A 21,760-nucleotide genomic window follows, 5' to 3' on the forward strand; every position below is an offset into this window, starting at 1 on the left:
CCCCCTCCTAGGGTATACCGGCAATCACAGTGGCTTGCCCCAACACCTCTAGGGCGGCCTGGTACTGGGGATCTGCTTCGGTAGCCACAGTGTCGCGGCTGAGGGGTTGGCTGGACACCAGGCGATCGGGGGTGATGCCCAGGCGATTGATATTGTGGTGGGCCGGGGTCTCATAGCGAGCTACAGTCACCGCCAGTCCTGATCCATCGGACAGATCAAACAACGACTGAATCAACCCTTTGCCAAAGGTGGTGCTGCCCACTAGGGTGGCTCGGCCATTGTCTTGCAAGGCTCCGGCTAAAATCTCGCTGGCACTGGCGGTGCCCTCGTTCACCAACACCACCAGCGGGGCATCGGTGATGGCCGGTCCTAATGCCTCGAAGCTATCTAAAATACCCTGGCGATTGACGGTGTAGACAATGGTGCCGTGGGGCAACCAGAGGCGGGCAATTTCAATCCCCGCCTGGAGCAGCCCCCCAGGATTGTTGCGCAAGTCAAGAATATAGCCCTCCACCCCTTGGGCCGCCTGGTCACGGATGGCCTGGGCTAAACTGTCAGCGGCATTGCCGTTAAACTGGCTCAGGCGCAGATACCCCAAGGGGCGATCGCCCACGGTTTTAACATCGGCATACACCGGATTAAGGGTAATCACATCTCGGGTTAACGACACCTGGTGGGGAGTGGTCTCGTCTCCCTGGCGTAATTCCAGGGTAACGTTGGTGCCCCGCTGCCCGCGCATCCGGGCCGCAGCTTCATCTAGAGATAACTCAGTGGTGGCCACCCCATCAATGGTCAGCACGATATCTTTCGGTTGAATGCCTGCCGCTTCTGCTGGCGAGCCGTGAATCGGTGCAATCACCCGCAACCAACCCGGCTTTTCCTCATCTTTGGTAATCTGCAACCCCACCCCAGTGAGCTCGCCGGACGTGCTGGTTTGCAAACTCTGATACTGGTCTGGGGGCAGTAACCGGGTGTAGGGATCTTCCAAGTTGGCCAGCATGTCTTCGATCGCCTGGTATGTCTCTGAGCGGCTGGCCAGGGGGCGATCTAACATGCGCTGGCGCACAAACCACCAATTGTGGTGGTTAAAGCTCTCATCCACATAAGCCCGGTTGACAATCCGCCATACCTCTGCGACCAGGGCCTGTTCTTCATTCAACGCCAGTGCCGGAGCAGACCCGGCCAGCGCCATAGAGCCAATCCATACCCCCAACACCAGCAGACGTAACAAGGCTTTGATCATAGTGGTAGTCATCCCAGGGCAGATAGCAACAATTTTACCTAAGGCCTCTCGGAAGCGCGATCGCAGATAACCGTGCCCTTCAATCCTAGGTTTCCGCATGCGAAAACCTGCCAAATCAGCGCTCATGTAACATTATGTTACAGATTGGCAGGCTCGCTCTCATCTGATTTTTCGTCCTTCTGGGGGCAGCAAGAAACTCTCAAGGGTATAACTCCTAGGGGTTTGTTCGCCATTAAGGAACCAGAGGGCGGTAGAATTGAGCCAGTGAAATGCGGCTAGGCCATGAAGGCTATGTTACATTTTTCATTGATGGCAATTATTGATATGTAGAGCTTTCCGCTTCATGTTTACCAAGCAAGTTACCGACTCTAAGGCCTATCAGTGGTTTAACGAGCGGCTGGAAATTCAGGCTCTGGCCGATGATATTTCCAGCAAGTATGTGCCTCCCCACGTCAACATTTTTTACTGCCTGGGTGGAATCACCCTCACCTGCTTCCTGATCCAGTTCGCCACTGGGTTTGCCATGACCTTTTACTACAAACCCACGGTCACTGAAGCGTTTAGCTCTGTGCAGTACCTGATGACCGAGGTCAACTTTGGTTGGTTGATTCGGTCGATCCACCGCTGGTCCGCCAGCATGATGGTGCTGATGATGATTCTCCATGTATTTCGGGTTTATCTCACTGGGGGCTTCAAAAAGCCCCGAGAGCTTACCTGGGTAACCGGTGTAGTGCTGGCGGTGATTACGGTCACCTTTGGTGTAACCGGTTACTCTCTCCCCTGGGACCAGGTTGGATACTGGGCGGTGAAGATCGTTTCTGGTGTTCCTGGGGCTATTCCTGTGGTGGGAACTACCGTGGTGGAACTTATGCGTGGTGGCGAAGCGGTTGGTCAGGCGACCCTAACCCGGTTCTATAGCCTGCACACGTTTGTCCTACCCTGGGCGATCGCGGTGTTTATGCTGCTGCACTTCCTGATGATTCGCAAGCAGGGTATCTCTGGTCCCTTGTAAGTTGACCCAACCTAGGTTGAGTTGAAGGTGCTGATGTAAGAAAGCCTGCTAGCCCTAGGGCCAATGGTTTTCTTAGGTTTGATAATTATTGGGCCTAGCCCAAGCTGGCTGTAACAGGAGAATTTTTGAATGGCGACCCTTAAGAAGCCGGATCTCAGCGATCCTAAGTTAAGAGAAATGCTCAAGCAGGGTATGGGGCATAACTACTACGGTGAGCCCGCCTGGCCCAACGATCTGCTATACATCTTCCCCGTGGTAATTTTGGGTACGATTGCTTGCTGCGTGGCCCTGGCGGTACTTGATCCCGCGATGGTGGGTGAGCCCGCTGACCCCTTTGCCACGCCGCTGGAAATTTTGCCGGAGTGGTATTTATACCCCACCTTCCAGATTCTGCGCATTGTGCCCAATAAGTTGCTGGGCATTGGCGCGATGACGGCCATTCCCCTGGGGCTAATGTTGGTTCCCTTCATTGAGAACATCAACAAGTTCCAGAATCCTTTCCGCCGTCCTGTGGCCACTAGTGTGTTTTTGTTTGGCACAGCAGTAACCCTGTGGTTGGGCATTGGGGCTACCTTCCCGATTGACAAGTCCCTGACTCTGGGTCTGTTTTAGGACGAGCTGTTATTGTCATTGTCAGCCTGTGTAGATCGGCAACGGTTTACACAGGCTTTTTCGTGGGCAATTTTTTCGATAAGCTGAAGTTAGAGTATGCAATTTTCCGGTAATCTGACCCCTAAGGGTGTTTGTCTGCCGCAAGCCCGATTCACAGGGTTGAGTCGAGTTGGGTGTTTTGTTACCGATTGCCAACGGCCGTTATTTTGCCAGCCTAGGTATTTGAACCAGCCTATAAGCGTGTTCTAGCAATGATCCAGGGGATTGGCTAGACTCACGCCTTTGGCTGAGTTCAGCATTTACACTGCGGATGTTGCTTAGATCAAAGACTCTAAAGCCCAAGGGCCAAGCCATGAGAGGCAACCCCAAACGACATGAGCATCTACAGGTGGCCAGTCGTCTAGATGTGGTCGGTCAAGTGCAGAGTTGGTTTAAGGAGGTATGCCGTTCCCTGGATGAGGATTCAGCCTGGGTGGCTCACCATAGCGATCGCTTGACCTTAGCCCTAACGGAAGGCTTTACCAACGCTGTGCGCCACGCCCATGCCCACCTGCCTCCCGACACCGATATCGACATTGATTTGGCCCTGTGCTGTGATCATCTAGAAATTCGCATTTGGGACCATGGGGATCCCTTTAACCCTGAAACGCTGCCGGAACCCCAGCCTGGGGAGTTATTAGACAGCGGCTATGGTTGGTTTCTGTTGCGTCGCCTGGCCGATAAGGTCACCTATCGACGCTTGCAGGATGGGCGCAACTGCCTGTCGATCGTGACGTATGGGAAATGCACGGCCTAGACTGTCTGGCAAAATATGACAACCGTTGCTGAGGGTGATAGGTAACAGGTGATAGGTAGCAGGTGTTCGGTGTCAGGTGCCAGGTGTCAGGCAGTAGACACTAACCCTTACACAGAGCGGGATTCCCTTTCTGCCTTCTGCCTTCTGCCTTTCTGGACGAGGACAAGGTTTAGCTGTGCTTGTATCCAAGACCTCCACCTATGGCTTTGTGTTCCTGGAAGTGTTCTCCAGTGAGGGGGGGATTCAGTCCTATGTCAGGGATGTCCTACAGGCTTACCTGGCTCAGGCCGAGGCTCCCCCGGCGGATGTCTTTGTGCTGCGGGATTCTCCCACAGTGGAAAACCCCTATGACTGGGAGGATGGACCGTTCACCTTCCACTACTGCGCTACCTCCTGGGCGATGTGGGGCCGCCTGCGACTGGCCTTCACCCTGACCCGATATCTGATTCAGCAGCGCCCTCAACGTATCATCTGTGGCCACCAGCGGCTGTTAGGGCTGGTCAGCCTGTTGTGTACTGGGGCCAACATTCCCTACAGCGCCATCACCTATGGCAAGGAGGTATGGTCGCCCCTGCCCTGGTGGGACCAGCGAGCCTTACGCCAGGCTGATCAAATTTGGGCCATTAGTCGCTACAGTCGCGATCGCGCTTGTCTGGCCAATCATCTGGACCCTCAGCGGGTGCAGCTGCTGCCCTGTGTGGTTGATGGAAATCGGTTTTGCCCGGGGCCAGCCAACCCAGCGTTAGTGGACGCCTATCACCTCAGGGATAGCCGGGTGATCATGACGGTGGCCCGGCTTTGGTCAGGGGACAGGTATAAGGGGGTAGATGTCACCCTGCGGGCCTTACCGGCGATCGCCGAGGTGATTCCTAATATCAAATATCTGGTGATTGGCCGTGGGGATGACCAACCCCGCCTGGAGGCGTTGGCCCAGGGTCTAGGGATAGCTGACCGGGTGATCTTTGCGGGGTTTGTCCCCAACGCTGCCCTCCCCGCCCATTATCGCCTGGCCCAGGCCTATGTGATGCCCTCCCAGGAGGGGTTTGGCATTGTCTATCTAGAAGCACTCGCCTGCGGCATTCCGGTGCTTGCCGGGGACCAAGACGGCTCAGCAGACCCACTGCAAGACGGTCGCCTGGGCTGGCGCGTCCCTTACCAAGATGTCAACGCCGTTGCCACCGCATGCCTGGCCATGCTGTCCGGTCGTGATCGGCGCTGCGAGGGGGCTTGGCTACGGCAGGAAACCCTGGCGGTCTTTAGTCCCCCGGCGTTAGCCCACCGGCTGAGCCAAGCCTTGGCCCTGACGCCAGCGGTGAGCCACCCAATTCCTGGGGCCACAACCCTGGACGCTACAATAAGATGTCGTCAGCATCATTTGACTACAGACTATCCCCAGCACAAGGGAGAGGGAGAGGACCCACCGTGAATCAAAATGGCTTTAAACAGATGCAGATTAATCTGTCAGGGCTTGGCTGCTGGATTGCGTTTTTTGGCGTGATCTGGCTGTTGGGTGCGGTGGGCCTAGGGTGGTTGGTCAGGTCCCTAGCGGTGTTGGTGCTGTTGATTATGCTGGCCCCGGTGTTGCTGTTTCTAGGGTTCCGGTTTTGGCTCAAGCGCAGCCTGGTCCAGGCCGACTGTCCGGTGTGTACCACGACCTTGACTGGCATTAAGGGTACCCAAACCCAGTGCCCCAACTGTGGCACCCTGCTCAAGGCCGACGGCGAAGGATTCCACCGTCTCCAAGAGGAGGGCACCATTGATGTGACGGCCGTAGATGTGACCCCCGATCCCCCCTCAAGCCTCCCTGAAGGGGAACAACGTTAGTCTTCGCTAATGGTCAGGGTGTAGTTTGTGGTGGTCTGGTTAGCGTTGCCGATAAAGAAGGAATAGCTCCCTTGATTTAACAGCCCTGGGGCTCTAATCGCCCCGTTGCTATCGCTCGTGGTGTGGCACTCGCTAAAGCCCCCAGGCCCTTCAATCAGTAGGGTGAGGCCACTGTCCCCAGTGGCATTGACATGGACCGAGGCAAAATCTTGGGTGACTTGCAAAATTTGGGTGGGGTCGTTGGCTAAAAAGCCACAGCTGGATGCCTGAGTCGGGGTAATCGAACCACTGGCTTGAACGGGTTGGTCTAGGGGGGTTTGAGCTACAGGTTGGGCCAGAGCTGCACCGCCCATCACCAACATGGCTGTGGTGGATAGGGTTAGAAACGGCTTTAACACCTTCATGGTTTAACCTCCTGAAACGCGGGCGGGTGGGATTGCGGCTAATGGCTAAGCTGCTCTGCCTGATTTAACCTAATCCTAGCCAGTCAGCCAGGTAACTGTGACAGTGGATGGACCAGTTTTAAAAATGCCACGGTTAATTGTTAGCAATGGTTACACTCTATCGGAAGATTTTGTGCTTTCCTGACTAACCTGGCAGAAAGCGTGCCCATAACCTGAATTGAGTGGTACAACAGGAGCTATATTTAGCCCCTTTTTCCTTAGTGCTCAGTTTAGGACTTGAGTGGGCTTGACCCTGTTGCTGTGGCATAGGCAGCGATGGTAATGAAGTTGTGAATCGTTGATTATGGCTCAGACCTCCCAACGGCAGCCTATTTCGGCCCAGGCATCCACCTCGACGGTCAAAGGCTGGCTTTCTGACCAGCGGAGCTTGGCCCTGCGACGGGTGTTGGCTTGGGGGTTGGAGGCCAGTTTGCTGGTCGGCAGTGTGGCCTTGCCCTGGGCTTTGGGGGAGGCGGTACGCCAGCGGTCTGACGCTGATGTGGTGCCCCTTAATCCTGCTGCTAGTCTGGTTCAGGGAGCGATCGCCCGGACTGTGGGCTGGTCTCGCCCAATGCTGATCACTGAAGTGCCACCTCTGACCAATTTACTTTGGTTGGGCGCTTTGGGGCTACCGGTGGTGCTGGCCGGTAGCCAAATTCACAGCTTAAGTAAAACCGGTAAAACCTGGCCCAAAGTCTGGCTGGGGCTGCAAGTGACTACCCCAGACAGCCCGATGCCAGGGTACGGGACGACCATTAAGCGTGAGCTGAGCCGCTGGGGATTACCGACGGTGGTGGCCTATGGGCTGTGGGTCGGCAGTGGTGCTTTTCCTGCGCTCCCCTGGCTGGGGGGATTGGTTGTGGTCTGCACCCTAGCTCAAGGCATGACAGCCCTGACCAGTCGCAGTCGGCGATCGCTCCATGATCACCTGGCGGGCACTCGGGTGGTGCTGTTACGGGGAGGGCAAATCCCCCTGAAGTATCGACCTGAGCCGTCGGATTCCCCTGGCATGAATGGGGCGTCGGCCTATGGATTTGGGCCGAATGGATTTGTCACCTCCAGGGGCATGCCCCTGGTTCCCCGATCGCTGCTAACAATAACCGAAGAATATGGTGGCCTGCGGGCGATTGTGCTGGCCCCACCCGATCCAGCCTTAGGGGCGACCCAGTCCCAGGGTTGGCGACGGTATCTGAGCCTACCTGTGGTAGGAGGAACCGCCGGGGTGCTGGCCTTGGTGGCGGTGGGGGGGCTATGGTTATCCCGCGATCGCGCCCCCCAGTCCATGGCCCAGCAGCCGGACGATTTATTTTTGGCCCTGGTCGAAAACCTGAGCCAAAATGCCACCTCCTTTAGCGATCGCCAGGCGGCCGCCCTGGCCCTGGCCAGCACCCAAGATCCCCGAGCCATTACCCTGCTGGTGGATATGCTGGCCCAAACCGGTGACCCGGCCCTGCTGGATACGCTGCAACAGGCTCTGGTGACCATGGGCCTACCCGCCATCCCCCCCTTGCAGCGGCTGAACCTAGCCCTGGCCAATGATATTGTGTCCCTGCCGCCGGAACAGCAAATGATTCCCCGGTTGCGGCAGCGGACGATTAAGCGCACCCTGGCCAAAATTTTGGTGCTGCACAGCGGCAACCTGCAGGATGTGGATTTGAGCGGTACCCAATTGGGCTATGTGGTCGATAGCCCCGACGCCTTTACCCTGGTCTTAGAACAACAGAATCTGGCTGGAGTCAGTTGGCGCAATGCCCTACTGGCGGGGGCACGGTTGCGCAAGGCTATCTTTTTTGACCCTGGACCGGATGGCCGCAAAGACACCTTCGACGACTGGATTACCGACTTCAGTGGTTCGGACCTGACCGAGGCTAGCCTGGTGGCGGCGGAGCTGCGGCACACCCTGTTTCGCAATACCAGCCTGTTGCGGGCTAACCTTAGCAATGCCCAGGCGGCCTATGCCAATTTTTCTGGGGCCAATGCCAGCAGCACCCGCTTTATAGCGGCAGATGTCAGTCACGGCCAATTTAAGGACACCAGTTTAGTGGGAGCTGACCTGACTAAAGCCAGGTTGGACCAGGCCAGTTTTGTTGACGCTCGCCTGCGGGAAGCGACGTTGGCCTGGGCTAGCCTCAGCAAGGCTGACCTGAGTCGTGCTGACCTGACGGATACCAACCTGATGGGGGCTCGTTTGCCAGGGGCGCGATTGGTACAGGCTGACCTCAGCTATAGCCTGCTCCAGGGGGCTGATTTAACTAACGCCAATCTCGAAAACGCTAACCTGCAAAACACAAACCTGGAAGGAGTCGTCCTCACGGGGGCTAATCTAGCTGGAGCCAACTTTGACGGGGCTCAGTTTGTTACCCCGGAACGCCCTCAGGCTGATAGTTTCATCACGACGTCTAGGGAGCCAGAGCAAGGGGAGGCCCTGACTGGGGTTGACTTCTCCCAGGTCCGCAACCTGCGGGGCGATCAGTTAACGTATATCTGCCTGCAAGGGGGGCTACATCCGTCCTGTGGTGCAGGGTTTTAGGGGTGAAGGGGTGGATGGGTGGATGAGAATGCAGGGGCAGACCCGTGTGTCTGCCCTGTGTGTCTGTCCTGCACCGAAGAATGGGTAGATGGGAGCTGATATCCTGAAGCAGAAACCAGCCTAATAGGTAACGGCCTATGCAACGTACTCGACTTAGCACCTTAATTGATGATCTGGGTGATCAGCTTAGGCTATGGCTGATTAACCCCTGGCGCAGGATTTCCCTGGTGTTGATTAGTCTGCTGCTGGGCTACTATTTTGCGGTGGCGATCGCCGCGATCGCAGGCCAAGCGGCGGCCCAAGATGTGGTCATTTCCCTCTTTCTGGTGATTGCGGCAGAGTTTGTCAACTGGCTGGTCTATAGCCGTCGTTGGCGCGATCCTGAACTGTTGAAAAAAGTGCCCAAACCCCTGTGGGTTGACTGCATCAATAGCTTTAAGCTAGGAGCCGTCTACGCCCTGGCCGTAGAAGCCTTCAAACTAGGCAGCTAACGTAACTTCAGTTCAGGCTCAGACAATTCTTTTTATCTAGACACATCCCTCTTCTCTCTTCCCCTACAGCCCCTGCTGAATGTACTGCAAAATTCCCCGGGCGATCGCCTGGGCCATCGTACTACGCCAGGCCGGGTCAGCTAGGCGGGGAGCATCCTGGGCACCGGTAACAAAGCCCACCTCCACCAGGGCGGCTGGCATGGTGGTATGGCGCAGTACATAAAACCGGGCCTGCTTGACACCGCGATCGTTCATGCCGGTGGCCGCCAACATACTGGATTGGAGGGCCGTTGCCAGCCGCCGCCCCGATTCAGAGGCAAAATAAGTTTCAACCCCGTTCACATCTGGCCTGGACATACTGATGGCGTTGGCATGGATGCTAACAAATAAATGGGCATTGGCCTGGTTGGCAATCCGAGTGCGGGTTTGTAAATCGAGGGTGCGATCGTCCCGGCGGGTCATCACCACTGTAATCCCTTGGCTTTCCAAAATTTCCGCCACTTGCAGGGAAATGGGATTGACCACTTGCTTTTCTTGCAGGCCACTAATTCCTACGGCCCCTGGATCACGCCCCCCATGGCCAGGGTCGATAGCTACCACCACCCGGCCATTGGGCACCTGCGGCATGGTCACAGGACCACTGGGGGGTGGGGCAGGCTCAGCGAGGGGCGGTGTAGCCGGGGTTGGGGTGGCCGGAGCTGGGGTCGCCGCCGTTGGAGGGGCTTGCGCCGCCGCTGGCGCGGCAGGTGCAGCTTGGGGGGGCGGCGGCTCGTCTTGCACGCTGCTGATGGGGACTCCGCTAGGGGGCAAGACCACCACCCCGCTATTGTTTCGCAGGGCGCGCCAGTCAGGGCTGGTGGGTCCCAATTTCAGGGCAATGCGTGTGGAGGGGGGATTGGTGTCCTGCTGGGTAATGTCCCAGGTGAGAATGCTGTAGCGGTAATTGGGCAGATCTTCAGGACGCAAGGACTCGGATACAACCGTATTGGGTAGATCGATCACCGCCATTCGATCCTCTAGCCCCTCCCCGGTGATTTGCACTGAGGGGGTCGGTGACTCGCCCCTCACCCGAATCAAAAACCCATCGCCAGTGGTGACGACGCCCGTCAAGGTGGCGGCCGCCTCAGCGCCGGTATGGCCCTGCACCCGGTTAGCACTGGCACTAGGCGTAGGAATCGCCCCTGCCGGTGCAGCTCCAGTGCTGGAGGGAGTCGGTAGCTGCACCACCCATTGGTTAGGCCGTACTCCCTGAACTCTGACCTCCTGAGGAGCCACGGCATAGCCCTCAGATAGTTCAATCACTAGGCGAGCGGTTCGGCTATCGAACTGCCCAGCCCGCACTTCCCGTACCGCCCCTCCTACCGCCTGGCGGGTATTGTTGCCCCCCAGCCGGGTGTCGGGCAAATCAACCACGATGCGAGTGGGGTTTGACAGCATCTGGGCCGTAGGCTGCACTCCGCTATCTGTGGTAAACACCAGTTGATTCGCCTCGGCGTCAAACCACCAGGACTGGAGGGTAGCTGCCCTGACGGGGACAGTTATGACTAAAGCACTGATGGGAGCTAGTGCGCCAGCGATGAGCCATCTCGACTCCATAAGCACGACCAAAAAATGACCAACCGACAGTATAGCGACGGCTGGCCATTTGGTGTCATCGGTAGGGCATAACTCAATCGCATCAGGCTCGCTATGGCGAGCCTGATGCGATTGAGTGATTGCGCTTAGAACGCCGGTACAGAAACCCGATTTCTTGGCTAGACAGCAGATTATGTCGTGGGTACCAACGCAAGGCGGGAAGCATACACACTGATCGCTCTGTGTATCAGTCTTAGACGATGCCCTTCGACAGGCTCAGGGCGAACGGTTTCAGCGCACTCGGGCTGAGCTTGTCGTTCACGAAGTGGCTCCCAGAGGGAGCAAGCCCATTACTGACGCAACCTGTCCCGGCTTAAGTTGATACCCTTTAGCCATACTGAACCGATGCTTTAGGCCCCAGCGGCTAGAGGGTGACGAACACATCGCGGGCAGCGGCAAGGGTGTTCTCAATATCCTCGTCAGTGTGGGCCAGGGAGGTAAACCCAGCCTCGAACTGGGATGGGGCCAGATAGACCCCCCGTTCTAGCATGGCCCGGTGGAAGCGGCTGAACTTCTCCAGGTCAGACTGCTTCGCATCTTCGTACCGATGTACCGGCCCTGGATGGAAGAACAGGCCGAACATAGCGCTGATGTGGCCGCCATAGACCTCATGGCCTGCATCCCGAGCGGCCTCTAGCAGGCCCTGGCTAAGCTTAGCGGTAATGCGGTCGAGTTCGTCGTAGGTACCGGGGCGCTGCAAAAGCTCCAGGGTTTTGATTCCAGCGGTCATAGCCAGGGGGTTGCCGGATAGGGTACCGGCCTGGTACACCGGCCCTGCGGGGGCAACCATCTCCATAATCTCCCGCCGACCGCCATAGGCCCCGACCGGTAGGCCACCGCCGATCACCTTACCTAGGGTGGTCAGGTCTGGGGTGACGTTGAACTTGGCCTGGGCCCCGCCATAGGCAATGCGGAAGCCCGTCATCACCTCGTCAAACACCAGCAGGGCATCGTTTTCTTGGGTGATTTCCCGCAGCCCTTCTAGGAAGCCACCATCGGGGGTAATGAACCCAGAGTTGCCTACCACTGGCTCCAGAATCACCCCGGCAATTTCCCCAGGGTTTTGGATAAACAGCTGCTTCACCGCCTCCAGGTCGTTGTAGGGGGCCGTCAGGGTGTCACTGGTTGAAGACTTGGGTACCCCAGGGGAGTCAGGTAGTCCCAGGGTGGCAACCCCAGACCCAGCCTGGACTAAAAACATGTCGGCATGGCCGTGGTAACAGCCTGAGAACTTAATGATTTTATTCCGCTGGGTGTAGGCCCGCATCAGCCGCAGTACCGACATACAGGCTTCGGTGCCCGAGTTCACGAAGCGCACCATTTCGATGCTGGGCACCGCCTGGATCACCATTTCGGCCAACACATTCTCGAGGTAACAGGGAGCCCCAAAGCTGGTCCCCTTCTCCAGGGCGGCGGACAGAGCTTGGAGCACCTCAGGATGGGCGTGGCCGCAGATGGCAGGCCCCCAGGTCCCGACATAGTCAATATATTGGTTGCCGTCTACATCCCAGACATAGGCACCTTTGACATGGTCAAACACGATGGGTTGACCGCCGACAGACTTAAACGCCCGCACTGGTGAGCTAACGCCGCCAGGCATGAGGTTTTGGGCGGCGTTAAAAATTTCTTCTGATTTTGCGGTTTTTAATGGAGCTGCACTGACCAAAGCACTTTCCTCTCAGATACCTAATTCAATGGCCTAATTTAACGACAGGGGCAATCAGCGGCCACAGACCAAAAGCCACGAGAGTGTTCCCTGAATGTCAACGCATCAGGTGACCAAAAATTGCCCTGGCCAACCAACGGTAAGCCAGGAACACTGTCGCCTGAAAATTGACTCTGATCATTATCCTATTGATTTGATCAGCGCAGGCGCAGGATGTTAAGGAATGTAGCGTTAGCGTCGCAACTGATGCAAACGACCCTGCTTCAGTTGCACCACTGGATGGTTAGAAATGCGCACCAAATGCTCGTCGTGGGTGGTGACGAGCACTGTGATGCCAATGGAATTTAGCTTTTTCAGGATCTTGATCACCTGTAGGGAGTTGTCGGCGTCCAGGTTGCCGGTGGGTTCATCGGCTAGCAAGAGGGGCGGGGTATTGACCACGGCCCGGGCAATGCTGACCCGCTGTTGCTCACCCCCAGACAGCTCGTCAGGGAAGCAGTGGGCTTTGGCCTGGAGACCCACCATTTTCAGGGTGGGCCAGAGGCGACGGTGAATTTCTTTGCGGGTAAAGCCCTGGGCCCACAGCACAAAGGCCACGTTTTCGGCCACGGTGCGCTTGGGGATCAGCTTGTAGTCTTGAAACACCACCCCGATGCGGCGACGCATTCTGGCGAGGCGATCGCCCCGCAGGTCAGAAATCGGCTCATCTGCCACCAAAATTTTGCCGCTGGTGGGCCGCTCGTAGCCATAGAGTAACTTCAGCAGGGTGGACTTACCAGACCCAGACGGACCGGTAACAAACAAAAAATCACCGGGGTTAACAGAGAGGTTAACCCCGGCTAAAGCCTTACTGCCATTGGCATAAACTTTTTCGACCTGGTCTAGGCAGACAATGGGGCGAACCGCAGGGTCGCTAGGGCGGTCAGGGGTGACGGTCTGACTGGAGGTCATAGTTGGATCATCAGATGATGAGAGGCCCTTGGCTGGCACTACAAGTTTGAAGCGGTCTTGCAGCCGAGCCCTAACCTCTTCTGGCAGGCTGGCCAACTTAGGGTCTGCAGTGGAGCGAGAAAGAACAGAGGTCATGGAGCGTCCTAACTGAAATGACAGAGATTAGCCTGGGTGACTTGGCCTAGACCAAACATCACACCAGCCGGGGCATTAATCTGTTCGCGCGGCTTTTGGGAGGCTATTGTACTGGAAAGTATGGGTATGGCAAAAGAGGTTTTTGGTTTTTCAATAATCTTTATGTTTCGTGGGTGAGCCTGGAGATGGCCCTAGTGTTCAGTCAAAACAATAATGACGGGAGATGTGACTTAGGGTACACGGTTCACGGTAAGCGGTTTAAGGCGAGCCGTGTACCGTGTACCGCAGACCCGGTTGACCCGTCACTTCTGGCTTGACAAACCACTAGCCTAGAGCACCGCCGGTTACACCATGGCGTGAAAATACCGACTCATTCCATGGCTTGAGCAGGGAACCTTAAGGGACAGATGTTACGAGCGGTTCTCGTTATGGGCCGCGACCCAAGTCATGATTAATTACACAGCTGCTGTCCTGTTGGCCACTGGACTCATCCTGCACACTCTGGGGGGCGCCCATTCCCTGCTGGCTGCAACCGGCATGTTGTGCGCTATGGCGTTTTTCTCGCTGATGTATCTGCAATACCCGGTGCTATTTGTTGGCCCTGCCCGCTACCCCTGGGCCAGGCGGCATTTTCCCATCATTCGCTGGGCTATTTTGGGGATTTATGTTGCCGATTTTTCGACTACGGTAACTGGTTATTTGGGTGGCCCCCAGTGGGCTGTGTCCATTCACCTGTACAGTATTTGGGCAGGCATTTATCTGGTGGTCTACAGCCTGGCTGTTTTGACTGGGCCACCCAAGCGACGGCGGCGCAAGAGAAAGCTCCAGCGCCACGGGCAGCGACGTTGGAGCGGCCAGCTTGCTCCCATCCCGGCCTAATGGCCTAGGGCAGCCGATGTAGGGGGTGCAGGGGGTGATTAACCACCTGCATCTGGTGCAGTACGCCGAGCGGCTAGAGTAGAGCAGATTGTTTACAATTCCAGCGTCCCAAAGGGACCGGGTGCTTCTAAGGCACCCGGTCCCTAGATTGAGGAGTTTTTTGCCGCTGTTGGGGAACTCTACAGCCTATGGCACTCAGCAGGTAGCCCTATGCCACGACGTTCAAGAAGCCTAGAGCCTGGGAATTACTACCATCTCTACAATCGTGGAAACAACCGCCAGAATATCTTTTTTGAGAGAGACAACTATCTGTATTTTCTCAAGCAATTTCGTTACTACATTGCCGAAGGGACAGCCCATGTCATTGCCTACTGCTTGATGCCAAATCACTATCACATCCTGATTTATCTACGGGATGATTCTCTATCAGTAGCAATGCATCGGTTCACAATGTCCTATACCAATGCCATAAATCGTCGTTATCAAAGGTGCGGATCTTTATTTCAGGGCAGATTTCAAACCCTTCACGTTGATAGCGACAACTATCTTCTGCATCTGACCCGCTATATCCATCTCAACCCAGTTACCGCTGGTTTTGTAAAGAAGCCCGAGGACTGGGAGTTCTCTAGCTATCACGAGTATGTGGGAATTCGACGAGGTACTCTGCCAAAGCTGGAGTATGTATCTGAGCAAATCGGCATACATGCTGAATATCACCAATTTGTGACATTGCCAGATACAATCCCTCTCCACTCAATTCAACATCTTCTTTTTGAGTAAGTCAGGGACCAGGTGCCTTCAAGGCACCTGGTCCCTAAAGTTGAAGCGGGTGCCTGCTGATGCTTGTGACAACTGCGGCGAATGTTATCTCAGTGATGATGTAACTGGGGAATTGCTGGAACGGGCGGAAGATGCAATGGCCCAAAGGACCAGTCTGAACCAACGCCAGCGGTGCCGAGGTTAAGATTCGTCTGTTTATGGATGAGACTCAACTTGCTGTGTTGGTATTCAACCCTCAACAAGAAAACCCATTTGAAGGGTTGGGGCAATGGGACAGTGATCTAGAAAAAGCTTCCCGTCGCGCATTCAATAAATTATTGGTTGCAGGTCGCTGTGACCGGGGCAGCTTGATGGTCAGCAAACAGAGTATCGAAGAATTCCAGACGGAGCGAGGATTTTCGGCTTATCTAGAAACCAGTGCCCAGACAGGTGCCGGTTGTGACGACCTGCGTCAGGTCATTATCGAAAACATTGACTGGGATTCAATTCGCTGGACAGCAACCACCCAAACCTTCAAAACCCTCAAAGAAGAAATTATCAAGCTGCGAGATGAAGGTAAAGTACTCCTCCGTATGGTGGAACTCAAGCAGCAGCTTGAACTTCGCCTAACCGACGAAACATTCACTATGGAAGAGCTACGGGCTGTAGTGGGCTTGTTGTCTGGGCCTGGGCTGGTGTGGAAACTAGAATTTGGTGATTTTATGCTGCTCCAACCGGAGCGCATTAACGCCTACTCCTCTGCACTCATCCGCAAGGGCGCGAGCAGCGTTGAACTTGGTGCGCATGCGTGATCGCTTGTTGGTGTAGATAGGCAGTGATTACCAGATACTAGGGCAGCCAAAAGCTCGGCAGCCCCTGTAACCCTTCTCTTACCCAGCGATTAGCGGCTCGCATCACCTGAATATGCGGCTCATCCGGAATCACGGGCAAAATCTCCGCAGGCTGCCCCTGGCCCAAGGTCGCAATTACCCGGTTGGCGGCCTCCAGCCCGGTGACATAGGCCTTCTCCTGGGACCAGGACCCATGGCGGCTAACAATCCAGTCTCCGGCCATAAACAAATTATCAAAGCTGGTGGTGGCGGGCAGCAGGTAGCGGTAGCTGCCGGGGGCAAAGTGGGTCACCCCCTGGGGAATGCGCACCATGCTGTGGTCAATAATCTGGGCCTCACCAAAGGCGGGGATGCACCCGGCGAGATCTTGCTGCACCTGCTGGAGAACCTGGTCATCCTCCAGGGGCAGCAGTTGGTTGGCGTGGTAGTAGTCGGCCTCCACCACGGTGCCCGGTTCGTCCCGGTACTCGTCGTGCAGGGCATTCAGGTCAAAGAAGGTCCAGCCAGTGGTGGGGTGGAAGCCAAAGCAAGCATTGGACGGACGGGGAATCGAAATTTTGCGATCGAGCCAGAGGCGGGTGGCCAGCACATCGATCGCCCCCAGGTTGCGGATGTCTCGGAACTCCTGGCGGTCTTTTAAGGCGCGGGATTGTTCCACAATTTTTTTCAGGCCGCTGATACCCACAGCAAACACCACGGCATCGGCCTCAAACACCTGGTCGCCGCAGACCACCGCCGTCACTTGGTTATGCTCGACCTTGACGTCACTGACCCGGTGATTGGCCAAAATTTTGCCCCCCGCCTGCTCGATCGACTGGGTCCAGGGCCGAAAGATCTGCGCCCCCACGGTGCCCCGACACCAGCGCACGTCAAAGTCGGGCTGGTGGGCCAGGATGAAGTAGTAGAGCATGCCCAGGGCCGCCGCCGCCGAACACTGCTCGCCGGGGGCAAATAGCCCCACCAGCAACATCGGCTCAAAGGATTCGTGGTAGAGCCGGGCCGAGACCCCATATTGGCGAAACAGTTCGCGGGCGGTGATGCGATCGTATTTTTGCCAGGCCTGATCAGAGTTGTCGAAGTCGATCAGGGCTTGCAGCAGGGGTAGGGCTGAGAGGCGATCGCCCAGGGGCAGCCGTTTGAAATCGGTGTAGAGAAACGTGCCCAGGGGCGTGGGCAGGTAGGGCTGAGCCTGGAACAGGGGGGACTCTACCTCTAAACCCTGGGGGGAATACTGGGCCGAGCGGGTCCAGGGGGTAAAGGGCTGAATGCCGAGCTGGTCGGTGAGGGCAAAAATATTGCGATAGGGGTACCAAAACCCATGGATACCCGCCTCCACCGCCCGACCCTGGGGCGTTTGCCACCCCGCCACCAGGCCGCCGGGGTAGGAGCCGGCCTCTAGCAGGGTGACAGCATAGCCCTGCTGGGCCAGGTGGTGGGCTGTGCCTAGACCGGCCCACCCGGCACCGACGACGATCACCTGTTTGGGTTGGGTGTCTGCTGCTGCCATGGCCTTGGGTCTCCGTAACTTTTCTTCATATTATCGTCCCACACCCCCATCCCCTCCCGGACATATTCCATGCCGCGTCTATGTTTCCCAGCCGTGGGTTACGGCGGCCCTTGAGTGACCTGGCCATCGCCCTTTCCCCGACCGCCTAACCCACGCTACAAAACTCCCTAACCTTCCTCATCCTCTCCATCTTCCTCACCCTCCCCATCACCCCATCACCCCCCTACCCTGCGGGAAGCCGCTTAAGTGCGCTGCACACGCTTCGCGTTCCATGTCGCTTGCGAAACGCGTCTACACCCATCCACCCCATCACCCATCCACTCCCAATCTCCCCACCTCCCCACCCTCCCTATCCCCTCCACCCCTCCACCCCTCCACCTCCACCGCCGTCGGCTGCGCCGCGATCGCCCCTGGCTTGAGCGTCGTTAACGCCCCGACAACGCTGGCGTAGCGGAGGATTTCTGCTAGGGCATCCGGCTGGTGCAGGCTGGGCCATCCCCGTTGGCCCAATTGGTGAATCACCCCAGCCAGAAAGGCATCTCCGGCCCCGGTGGTATCAATGCTGTCCACCTGAAAGGCGGGACGGGTGACGCAGTGGTGTTGGGTGGCACAGGTGCTGCCGTTGGCCCCGTCGGTGAGGAGGACGGCGGCGCAGTGGGGGAACTGCTGAACAATGGCAGTGGCGTCGTCAGTGCCCAGCAGCCAGAGGGCTTCGTCGCGGGAAAGTTTGATCAAGTCGGCGATCGCCAGGAGGTCGCGAATTTTGGCGGCGGCCAGGGTCTGATCGGGCCAGAAGACCGGCCGCCAGTTCACATCAATCACCCGTTTGGTGCCAGCCTGGTGGGCCAGGTCCAGGGCGCGGGCCATGGCGCGGGCGGTGGAGTCATAGGCCAGGCCCAGAGTGCCCATGACCAGGTAGGACACGCCGCTAAAGTCTACGGTATTGACCCAGTCGGGGCTGAGGTGGGCATCGGCAAAGGCGGCTGGATCGGGGGTGCTGAAGCCGATAAATTGGCGATCGCCGGTCTCATCCCGCTGCACCAGCACCGTACGGGTCGGGGCACCGGCTACTCGCTGAATCTGGCCTGCTACCCCCTGCTGGTCTAAAATTTGTAGCAGCCAGTCACCCAGGGGATCTTGGCCCAAGGCACTGACCAGGCAACTGGGAGTACCCAGCTTAGCCAGGGCGGTGGCCACATTGGCGGGCGCTCCACCGGGGTAGTCGGTCCAGTTTTCACCCGATGCCTGGGGCGGCTCATCCCCCTCAAACAGGCGATCGACCAGATACTCTCCCAGGCAAATGACGGGGGCAGCCATCGGTTGTCTCCTCCGAACTAACGTAAACCTATAAGATCAAGATTCAGCCTAGGACGCCGGTACAGATCCCAGGGTTCTATCCTTGGATGGCCCAAAATTCGTTGCCCATCAGCCCAAGAACCCTGGGATCTTGCCATACTGTACCGATGCTCTAGTACTGCCTGCCAGAACCATGACTACCGCTGCTGAGGGTGTCAGGTGTTAGGTGTTAGGTGTTAGGTAACAGGTGTCAGGAGGTAGACATAAACCCTGACATAGAGCTGGATCCCCTTTCTGCCTTCCGCCCTCCGCCCTCCGCCCTCCGCCCTCCGCCCTCCGCCCTCCGCCCTCCGCCCTCTGTCCTCTGTCCTCTGTCCTCTGCCTTCCCTATTATTTGCCCCATGAGCCAAAACAATTTTGTCAAAAGCAGCGTTAATACCGTGATGGGGGTTAAAGACCCCAGCCACGACACCACCGTCCAGACCGATTTGGCTAACCCCCGCTGGGACAAGGCCGCCACTCTCACCTACCTGGGGGCCACCCTGGCCCAGGTGGCGGCCATGACCGGCCTGTTGTGGGTGATGGATTTGGCCCTGGGCTACCTGGATACCGCTGCCCTGCCCCAGGGAGCTATGACGGCGATTGCCTGTGGATTTTTTGCGGTGGTCACCCTGCGATCGCGCTTCTTTTCCCTGCTCGACAACACCCGCAATAGCGGTCGCTACCAGTCGCTGCAGCGGCCGGGCTGGGCACCGCCGCCCTTGGCCTTCCCCATCGTCTGGATGAGCATTGCCGTGCTGCGAGTAGTCTCGGCCTATTTGGTGTGGTCGGCCCTGGGGCAAACCTTTTTCAGCTGGCCCCTGGTGCTGTATGTGATTCACCTGAGTTTAGGCGATACCTGGAATACGATTTTCACCGTGGAAGGCCGCCTGGGGGCGGCGGTACCTATGGTGATTGTAGGGCCGCTGCTGTCGGTGGTGGTGCTGACGATGGGCTACTTTCGGGTTGTGCCCCTGGCGGGGTGGGTGATTTTGCCGTCCCTGGTGTGGCTGGCGATCGCCACCGCCCTCTGCATCAGCCTCTGGCGCTTGAATGGCCAGGAACCGCTATATCCAGTGATATCCGCCGTAGAAGCGACGAATGATAACATTTTGTGAATAACCCTACGGCATCTCAGTGTTTAGGGCGATCGAAAACCACCTGAGGACATCAGCCTGCTGATCATCTTGCTAAGCTAGCGGTGTCTGGACAACAGCTCGGTACCTTGCTGGCCGATGGTTGCGCACAGAGAGCCATTTACTGTAACAGAATCCAGCCTACCCACCTGGGAACACGCGATAGGCAAACCGCCCCCTGCCTTGCAGGGCATCGTCGGTAATTACAGCGGTTACTACCAAAACCTAAAGCAGCCCGTCTCTCGCCTACATGTGCCGATGGCTCGGGTAATGCTGATTTTGGCCGTGGGCGATGGCCTGAGCGCTCGTCCGGTCAGGCATGGGGCGACCACTCAAACCTATCAATCTTTTGTCCTCGGTATCGATGCCCAACCCTATGTCTCAGAACACTGCGGTGAGCGATACTGCATTGCGGTGCCGCTGATGCCTGGGGTTGCCCAGCGACTATTTAAGGGGGGCGCGCCTAAGTTTGCCCGTATAACCGTTGCCCTAGACGATCTCTGGGGTAAAGATGCCCGTCATTTAGAGTCGCAGTTGGGTGAGTTGCCCAGCTGGGCAGAACGGTTTGCCCTCGTTGATCGAGTGCTTACGGCAAAAATTGCGGCCTCCCAACCCACCCTGCGCCCAGAAATTTGCTGGGCCTGGCAACAGATAGAGGCCCACGGCGGCTGCATCGCAATGGGAGAGCTGGCCCGCCAGATTGGCTGGAGTGATCGCCACTTTATCCACCAATTTCACCAGCACATTGGCACCACCCCCAAAGCTGCGGCTCGGCAGATTCGCTTTGCCCATGCCTACCAGCTTCTCAGCACTGCCCAAGACCAAGCCCTCAGCGATATTGCCTTGGCCTGTGGCTACAGCGACCAGAGCCACTTCACCCGCGAGTTTCACGCGTTCTCGGGTTGCTCTCCCGACACCTATCAAAATGCTAAAGCCAAGGGCTTTCCAGGTATTCCCGCAGAAATTGTTGAGGGTAACACCTAAGGCGGGAAAATTTGTGCCCATAACGTTCCTGTCCTGTTCTCGTTCCATGCTCTGCGTGGGAACGCTTGCCGGAGGCTCTGCCTCCTCTATCGCCGACTCCGGACAGCTCTTGGTGTTTCGGCTTAAGTTGATAGCCGCTTATGAGCGCAAAGCGCCATGAGCGGAGCATTCACGGACAACAGTACCAGGCTAGGCAAACGGCACCAGATTTCTTCATTGAAAAAGTGCTTGGGTTTATTCTGGCTAAGTAGGGTAGGTTAGCCTTAATAGAGGCTAGCGATGCCGAGCATCTTATTCTTCTCGACTGGTGAGTGCACCCATGGTTACCCTTGAGCTAAGCCAAATTGATGTACCCCTGGGCAAAAGCCTGGTGCTGCGCGACGTGAGCTGGGCCGAGTTCGAAGCCATTTTGTCCGAGTTGGGGAACCACCGCAGCACCCGCATCGCCTACGACGATGGCTTTTTAGAAATTATGGCCCCCCTGCCAGAGCATGAGTATTTTAAGCAGACGATTAGCACTGCCATTGAGGATATGGCTGAGGTATTGCAGCAAGATTACGAATGCTACGGCTCCACGACCTGGCGGCGCAAGGCTAAGCAGGCGGGCATTGAACCCGACAACTGCTTTTACTTCCAAAACGAGGCGCTAGTGCGGGGCAAGCTAGAGTTTGACCTAGAGCGCGACCCGCCCCCGGATCTGGCCCTCGAAGTTGACCTCACCAGCAAATCCCTCGATCGCTTTCCGATCTATGCCCGCCTGGGCGTACCCGAAATCTGGTGCTACGACAGCGGTGTGCTGACGATTTATTTGCTGCAAGGCGATCGCTATGGGGTGTCAGACCAAAGCCAGGTGTTTCCGATGCTGGATATTCGCGCCCTGCCCCAGTTGATTGAATCGCAGCGATCGGCTGGAAGGTTGGCCCTGCGGCGATCGGTGAGGGAGTGGGTGAAGAGGCAGGGGATGTAGGCTT

Annotated in this window: 21 protein-coding genes; 14 read left to right on the top strand and 7 right to left on the bottom strand. The window is 57.0% G+C overall.

What is annotated here, in order from left to right; all coding sequences use genetic code 11:
• Positions 1 to 7: 7 nt before the first annotated feature.
• Positions 8 to 1,243 (bottom strand): carboxyl-terminal processing protease CtpA, encoded by a 1,236-nt coding sequence (gene ctpA, locus E1H13_RS11280; RefSeq protein ID WP_169613561.1) that lies wholly within the window; start codon positions 1,241 to 1,243, stop codon positions 8 to 10.
• Between the two features lie 343 nt (positions 1,244 to 1,586).
• On the opposite strand from ctpA, the gene petB reads away from it, so the two are divergent.
• The 5 genes from petB to E1H13_RS11305 all read left to right on the top strand — a co-directional run bounded on the left by petB (position 1,587) and on the right by E1H13_RS11305 (position 5,487).
• On the top strand, positions 1,587 to 2,255 hold the full coding sequence (gene petB / locus E1H13_RS11285; protein WP_169613518.1) for a cytochrome b6: 669 nt from the start codon (positions 1,587 to 1,589) through the stop codon (positions 2,253 to 2,255).
• 129 nt (positions 2,256 to 2,384) lie between these two features.
• Entirely contained in the window at positions 2,385 to 2,867 is a 483-nt protein-coding gene (gene petD, locus E1H13_RS11290) for a cytochrome b6-f complex subunit IV (RefSeq protein WP_169613519.1), read from the top strand.
• A 352-nt stretch (positions 2,868 to 3,219) separates the two neighbouring features.
• Positions 3,220 to 3,663 carry an anti-sigma regulatory factor gene (locus tag E1H13_RS11295; RefSeq protein WP_169613520.1) on the top strand — a complete coding sequence of 148 codons (444 nt, stop codon included), beginning with the start codon at positions 3,220 to 3,222 and terminating at the stop codon, positions 3,661 to 3,663.
• A 175-nt stretch (positions 3,664 to 3,838) separates the two neighbouring features.
• On the top strand, positions 3,839 to 5,089 hold the full coding sequence (locus E1H13_RS11300) for a glycosyltransferase family 4 protein (protein ID WP_169613521.1): 1,251 nt from the start codon (positions 3,839 to 3,841) through the stop codon (positions 5,087 to 5,089).
• Entirely contained in the window at positions 5,086 to 5,487 is a 402-nt protein-coding gene (locus tag E1H13_RS11305; protein WP_169613522.1) for a hypothetical protein, read from the top strand. The genes E1H13_RS11300 and E1H13_RS11305 overlap by 4 nt, the downstream gene beginning before the upstream one ends.
• On the opposite strand, the gene E1H13_RS11310 is transcribed toward E1H13_RS11305, so the two are convergent.
• Entirely contained in the window at positions 5,484 to 5,891 is a 408-nt protein-coding gene (locus tag E1H13_RS11310) for a hypothetical protein (RefSeq protein WP_169613523.1), read from the bottom strand. The genes E1H13_RS11305 and E1H13_RS11310 overlap by 4 nt on opposite strands.
• A 343-nt stretch (positions 5,892 to 6,234) precedes the next feature.
• On the opposite strand from E1H13_RS11310, the gene E1H13_RS11315 reads away from it, so the two are divergent.
• Positions 6,235 to 8,460: a pentapeptide repeat-containing protein gene (locus E1H13_RS11315; protein WP_169613524.1), complete on the top strand. Its 2,226-nt coding sequence runs from the start codon at positions 6,235 to 6,237 to the stop codon at positions 8,458 to 8,460.
• A 137-nt stretch (positions 8,461 to 8,597) separates the two neighbouring features.
• Complete coding sequence (locus E1H13_RS11320; protein WP_169613525.1) at positions 8,598 to 8,951, top strand: DUF565 domain-containing protein; 354 nt, start codon at positions 8,598 to 8,600, stop codon at positions 8,949 to 8,951.
• A 63-nt stretch (positions 8,952 to 9,014) separates the two neighbouring features.
• Here the strand turns inward: E1H13_RS11320 and E1H13_RS11325 are convergent, their stop codons facing one another.
• The 3 genes from E1H13_RS11325 to ftsE all read right to left on the bottom strand — a co-directional run bounded on the left by E1H13_RS11325 (position 9,015) and on the right by ftsE (position 13,338).
• Positions 9,015 to 10,547 carry an N-acetylmuramoyl-L-alanine amidase gene (locus E1H13_RS11325; RefSeq protein WP_169613526.1) on the bottom strand — a complete coding sequence of 511 codons (1,533 nt, stop codon included), beginning with the start codon at positions 10,545 to 10,547 and terminating at the stop codon, positions 9,015 to 9,017.
• Positions 10,548 to 10,950: 403 nt separating this feature from the next.
• Entirely contained in the window at positions 10,951 to 12,252 is a 1,302-nt protein-coding gene (gene hemL / locus E1H13_RS11330) for a glutamate-1-semialdehyde 2,1-aminomutase (protein ID WP_169613527.1), read from the bottom strand.
• 231 nt (positions 12,253 to 12,483) lie between these two features.
• Positions 12,484 to 13,338 (bottom strand): cell division ATP-binding protein FtsE, encoded by an 855-nt coding sequence (gene ftsE / locus E1H13_RS11335; protein WP_240966592.1) that lies wholly within the window; start codon positions 13,336 to 13,338, stop codon positions 12,484 to 12,486.
• A 447-nt stretch (positions 13,339 to 13,785) separates the two neighbouring features.
• On the opposite strand from ftsE, the gene E1H13_RS11340 reads away from it, so the two are divergent.
• From E1H13_RS11340 to E1H13_RS11355, 4 genes are all read left to right on the top strand, one after another.
• Entirely contained in the window at positions 13,786 to 14,217 is a 432-nt protein-coding gene (locus tag E1H13_RS11340) for a hypothetical protein (protein WP_169613528.1), read from the top strand.
• 210 nt (positions 14,218 to 14,427) lie between these two features.
• On the top strand, positions 14,428 to 14,997 hold the full coding sequence (locus tag E1H13_RS11345) for a transposase (RefSeq protein ID WP_169613529.1): 570 nt from the start codon (positions 14,428 to 14,430) through the stop codon (positions 14,995 to 14,997).
• Between the two features lie 40 nt (positions 14,998 to 15,037).
• Complete coding sequence (locus E1H13_RS27945) at positions 15,038 to 15,181, top strand: YgiT-type zinc finger protein (protein WP_347404148.1); 144 nt, start codon at positions 15,038 to 15,040, stop codon at positions 15,179 to 15,181.
• 13 nt (positions 15,182 to 15,194) lie between these two features.
• Complete coding sequence (locus E1H13_RS11355; protein ID WP_169613530.1) at positions 15,195 to 15,788, top strand: hypothetical protein; 594 nt, start codon at positions 15,195 to 15,197, stop codon at positions 15,786 to 15,788.
• 37 nt (positions 15,789 to 15,825) lie between these two features.
• Here the strand turns inward: E1H13_RS11355 and E1H13_RS11360 are convergent, their stop codons facing one another.
• Both E1H13_RS11360 and E1H13_RS11365 read right to left on the bottom strand, forming a co-directional pair.
• Positions 15,826 to 17,334: an FAD-dependent oxidoreductase gene (locus tag E1H13_RS11360; RefSeq protein ID WP_169613531.1), complete on the bottom strand. Its 1,509-nt coding sequence runs from the start codon at positions 17,332 to 17,334 to the stop codon at positions 15,826 to 15,828.
• A gap of 309 nt (positions 17,335 to 17,643) precedes the next feature.
• Positions 17,644 to 18,651, bottom strand: coding sequence for a carbohydrate kinase (locus tag E1H13_RS11365; RefSeq protein WP_169613532.1), 1,008 nt, complete (start codon positions 18,649 to 18,651; stop codon positions 17,644 to 17,646).
• A gap of 380 nt (positions 18,652 to 19,031) precedes the next feature.
• Here E1H13_RS11365 and E1H13_RS11370 point away from each other — a divergent pair, with 380 nt between their 5' ends.
• From E1H13_RS11370 to E1H13_RS11380, 3 genes are all read left to right on the top strand, one after another.
• Positions 19,032 to 19,787 carry a tryptophan-rich sensory protein gene (locus tag E1H13_RS11370; protein WP_169613533.1) on the top strand — a complete coding sequence of 252 codons (756 nt, stop codon included), beginning with the start codon at positions 19,032 to 19,034 and terminating at the stop codon, positions 19,785 to 19,787.
• A 117-nt stretch (positions 19,788 to 19,904) separates the two neighbouring features.
• Positions 19,905 to 20,789, top strand: a complete 885-nt coding sequence (locus tag E1H13_RS11375; RefSeq protein ID WP_169613534.1) for a helix-turn-helix domain-containing protein — start codon at positions 19,905 to 19,907, stop codon at positions 20,787 to 20,789.
• A 319-nt stretch (positions 20,790 to 21,108) separates the two neighbouring features.
• The gene (locus E1H13_RS11380) at positions 21,109 to 21,756 is read left to right on the top strand and encodes a Uma2 family endonuclease (RefSeq protein WP_169613535.1); all 648 of its coding nucleotides are present in this window, start codon (positions 21,109 to 21,111) and stop codon (positions 21,754 to 21,756) included.
• Positions 21,757 to 21,760: the final 4 nt, after the last annotated feature.

This window comes from Nodosilinea sp. P-1105 (assembly GCF_012911975.1).
In the GTDB taxonomy this organism is placed as follows: Bacteria; Cyanobacteriota; Cyanobacteriia; order Phormidesmidales; family Phormidesmidaceae; genus Nodosilinea.

Excerpts from the sequence above, each read along its gene's own strand:
- ctpA (WP_169613561.1), bottom strand. The coding sequence starts at position 1,243 with ATGATCAAAGCCTTGTTACGTCTGCTGGTGTTGGGGGTATGGATTGGC.
- petB (WP_169613518.1), top strand. The coding sequence starts at position 1,587 with ATGTTTACCAAGCAAGTTACCGACTCTAAGGCCTATCAGTGGTTTAAC.
- petD (WP_169613519.1), top strand. The coding sequence starts at position 2,385 with ATGGCGACCCTTAAGAAGCCGGATCTCAGCGATCCTAAGTTAAGAGAA.
- E1H13_RS11295 (WP_169613520.1), top strand. The coding sequence starts at position 3,220 with ATGAGAGGCAACCCCAAACGACATGAGCATCTACAGGTGGCCAGTCGT.
- E1H13_RS11310 (WP_169613523.1), bottom strand. The coding sequence starts at position 5,891 with ATGAAGGTGTTAAAGCCGTTTCTAACCCTATCCACCACAGCCATGTTG.
- E1H13_RS11315 (WP_169613524.1), top strand. The coding sequence starts at position 6,235 with ATGGCTCAGACCTCCCAACGGCAGCCTATTTCGGCCCAGGCATCCACC.
- E1H13_RS11320 (WP_169613525.1), top strand. The coding sequence starts at position 8,598 with ATGCAACGTACTCGACTTAGCACCTTAATTGATGATCTGGGTGATCAG.
- E1H13_RS11325 (WP_169613526.1), bottom strand. The coding sequence starts at position 10,547 with ATGGAGTCGAGATGGCTCATCGCTGGCGCACTAGCTCCCATCAGTGCT.
- ftsE (WP_240966592.1), bottom strand. The coding sequence starts at position 13,338 with ATGACCTCTGTTCTTTCTCGCTCCACTGCAGACCCTAAGTTGGCCAGC.
- E1H13_RS11340 (WP_169613528.1), top strand. The coding sequence starts at position 13,786 with ATGATTAATTACACAGCTGCTGTCCTGTTGGCCACTGGACTCATCCTG.
- E1H13_RS11345 (WP_169613529.1), top strand. The coding sequence starts at position 14,428 with ATGCCACGACGTTCAAGAAGCCTAGAGCCTGGGAATTACTACCATCTC.
- E1H13_RS11355 (WP_169613530.1), top strand. The coding sequence starts at position 15,195 with ATGGATGAGACTCAACTTGCTGTGTTGGTATTCAACCCTCAACAAGAA.
- E1H13_RS11360 (WP_169613531.1), bottom strand. The coding sequence starts at position 17,334 with ATGGCAGCAGCAGACACCCAACCCAAACAGGTGATCGTCGTCGGTGCC.
- E1H13_RS11365 (WP_169613532.1), bottom strand. The coding sequence starts at position 18,651 with ATGGCTGCCCCCGTCATTTGCCTGGGAGAGTATCTGGTCGATCGCCTG.
- E1H13_RS11370 (WP_169613533.1), top strand. The coding sequence starts at position 19,032 with ATGAGCCAAAACAATTTTGTCAAAAGCAGCGTTAATACCGTGATGGGG.
- E1H13_RS11375 (WP_169613534.1), top strand. The coding sequence starts at position 19,905 with ATGGTTGCGCACAGAGAGCCATTTACTGTAACAGAATCCAGCCTACCC.
- E1H13_RS11380 (WP_169613535.1), top strand. The coding sequence starts at position 21,109 with ATGGTTACCCTTGAGCTAAGCCAAATTGATGTACCCCTGGGCAAAAGC.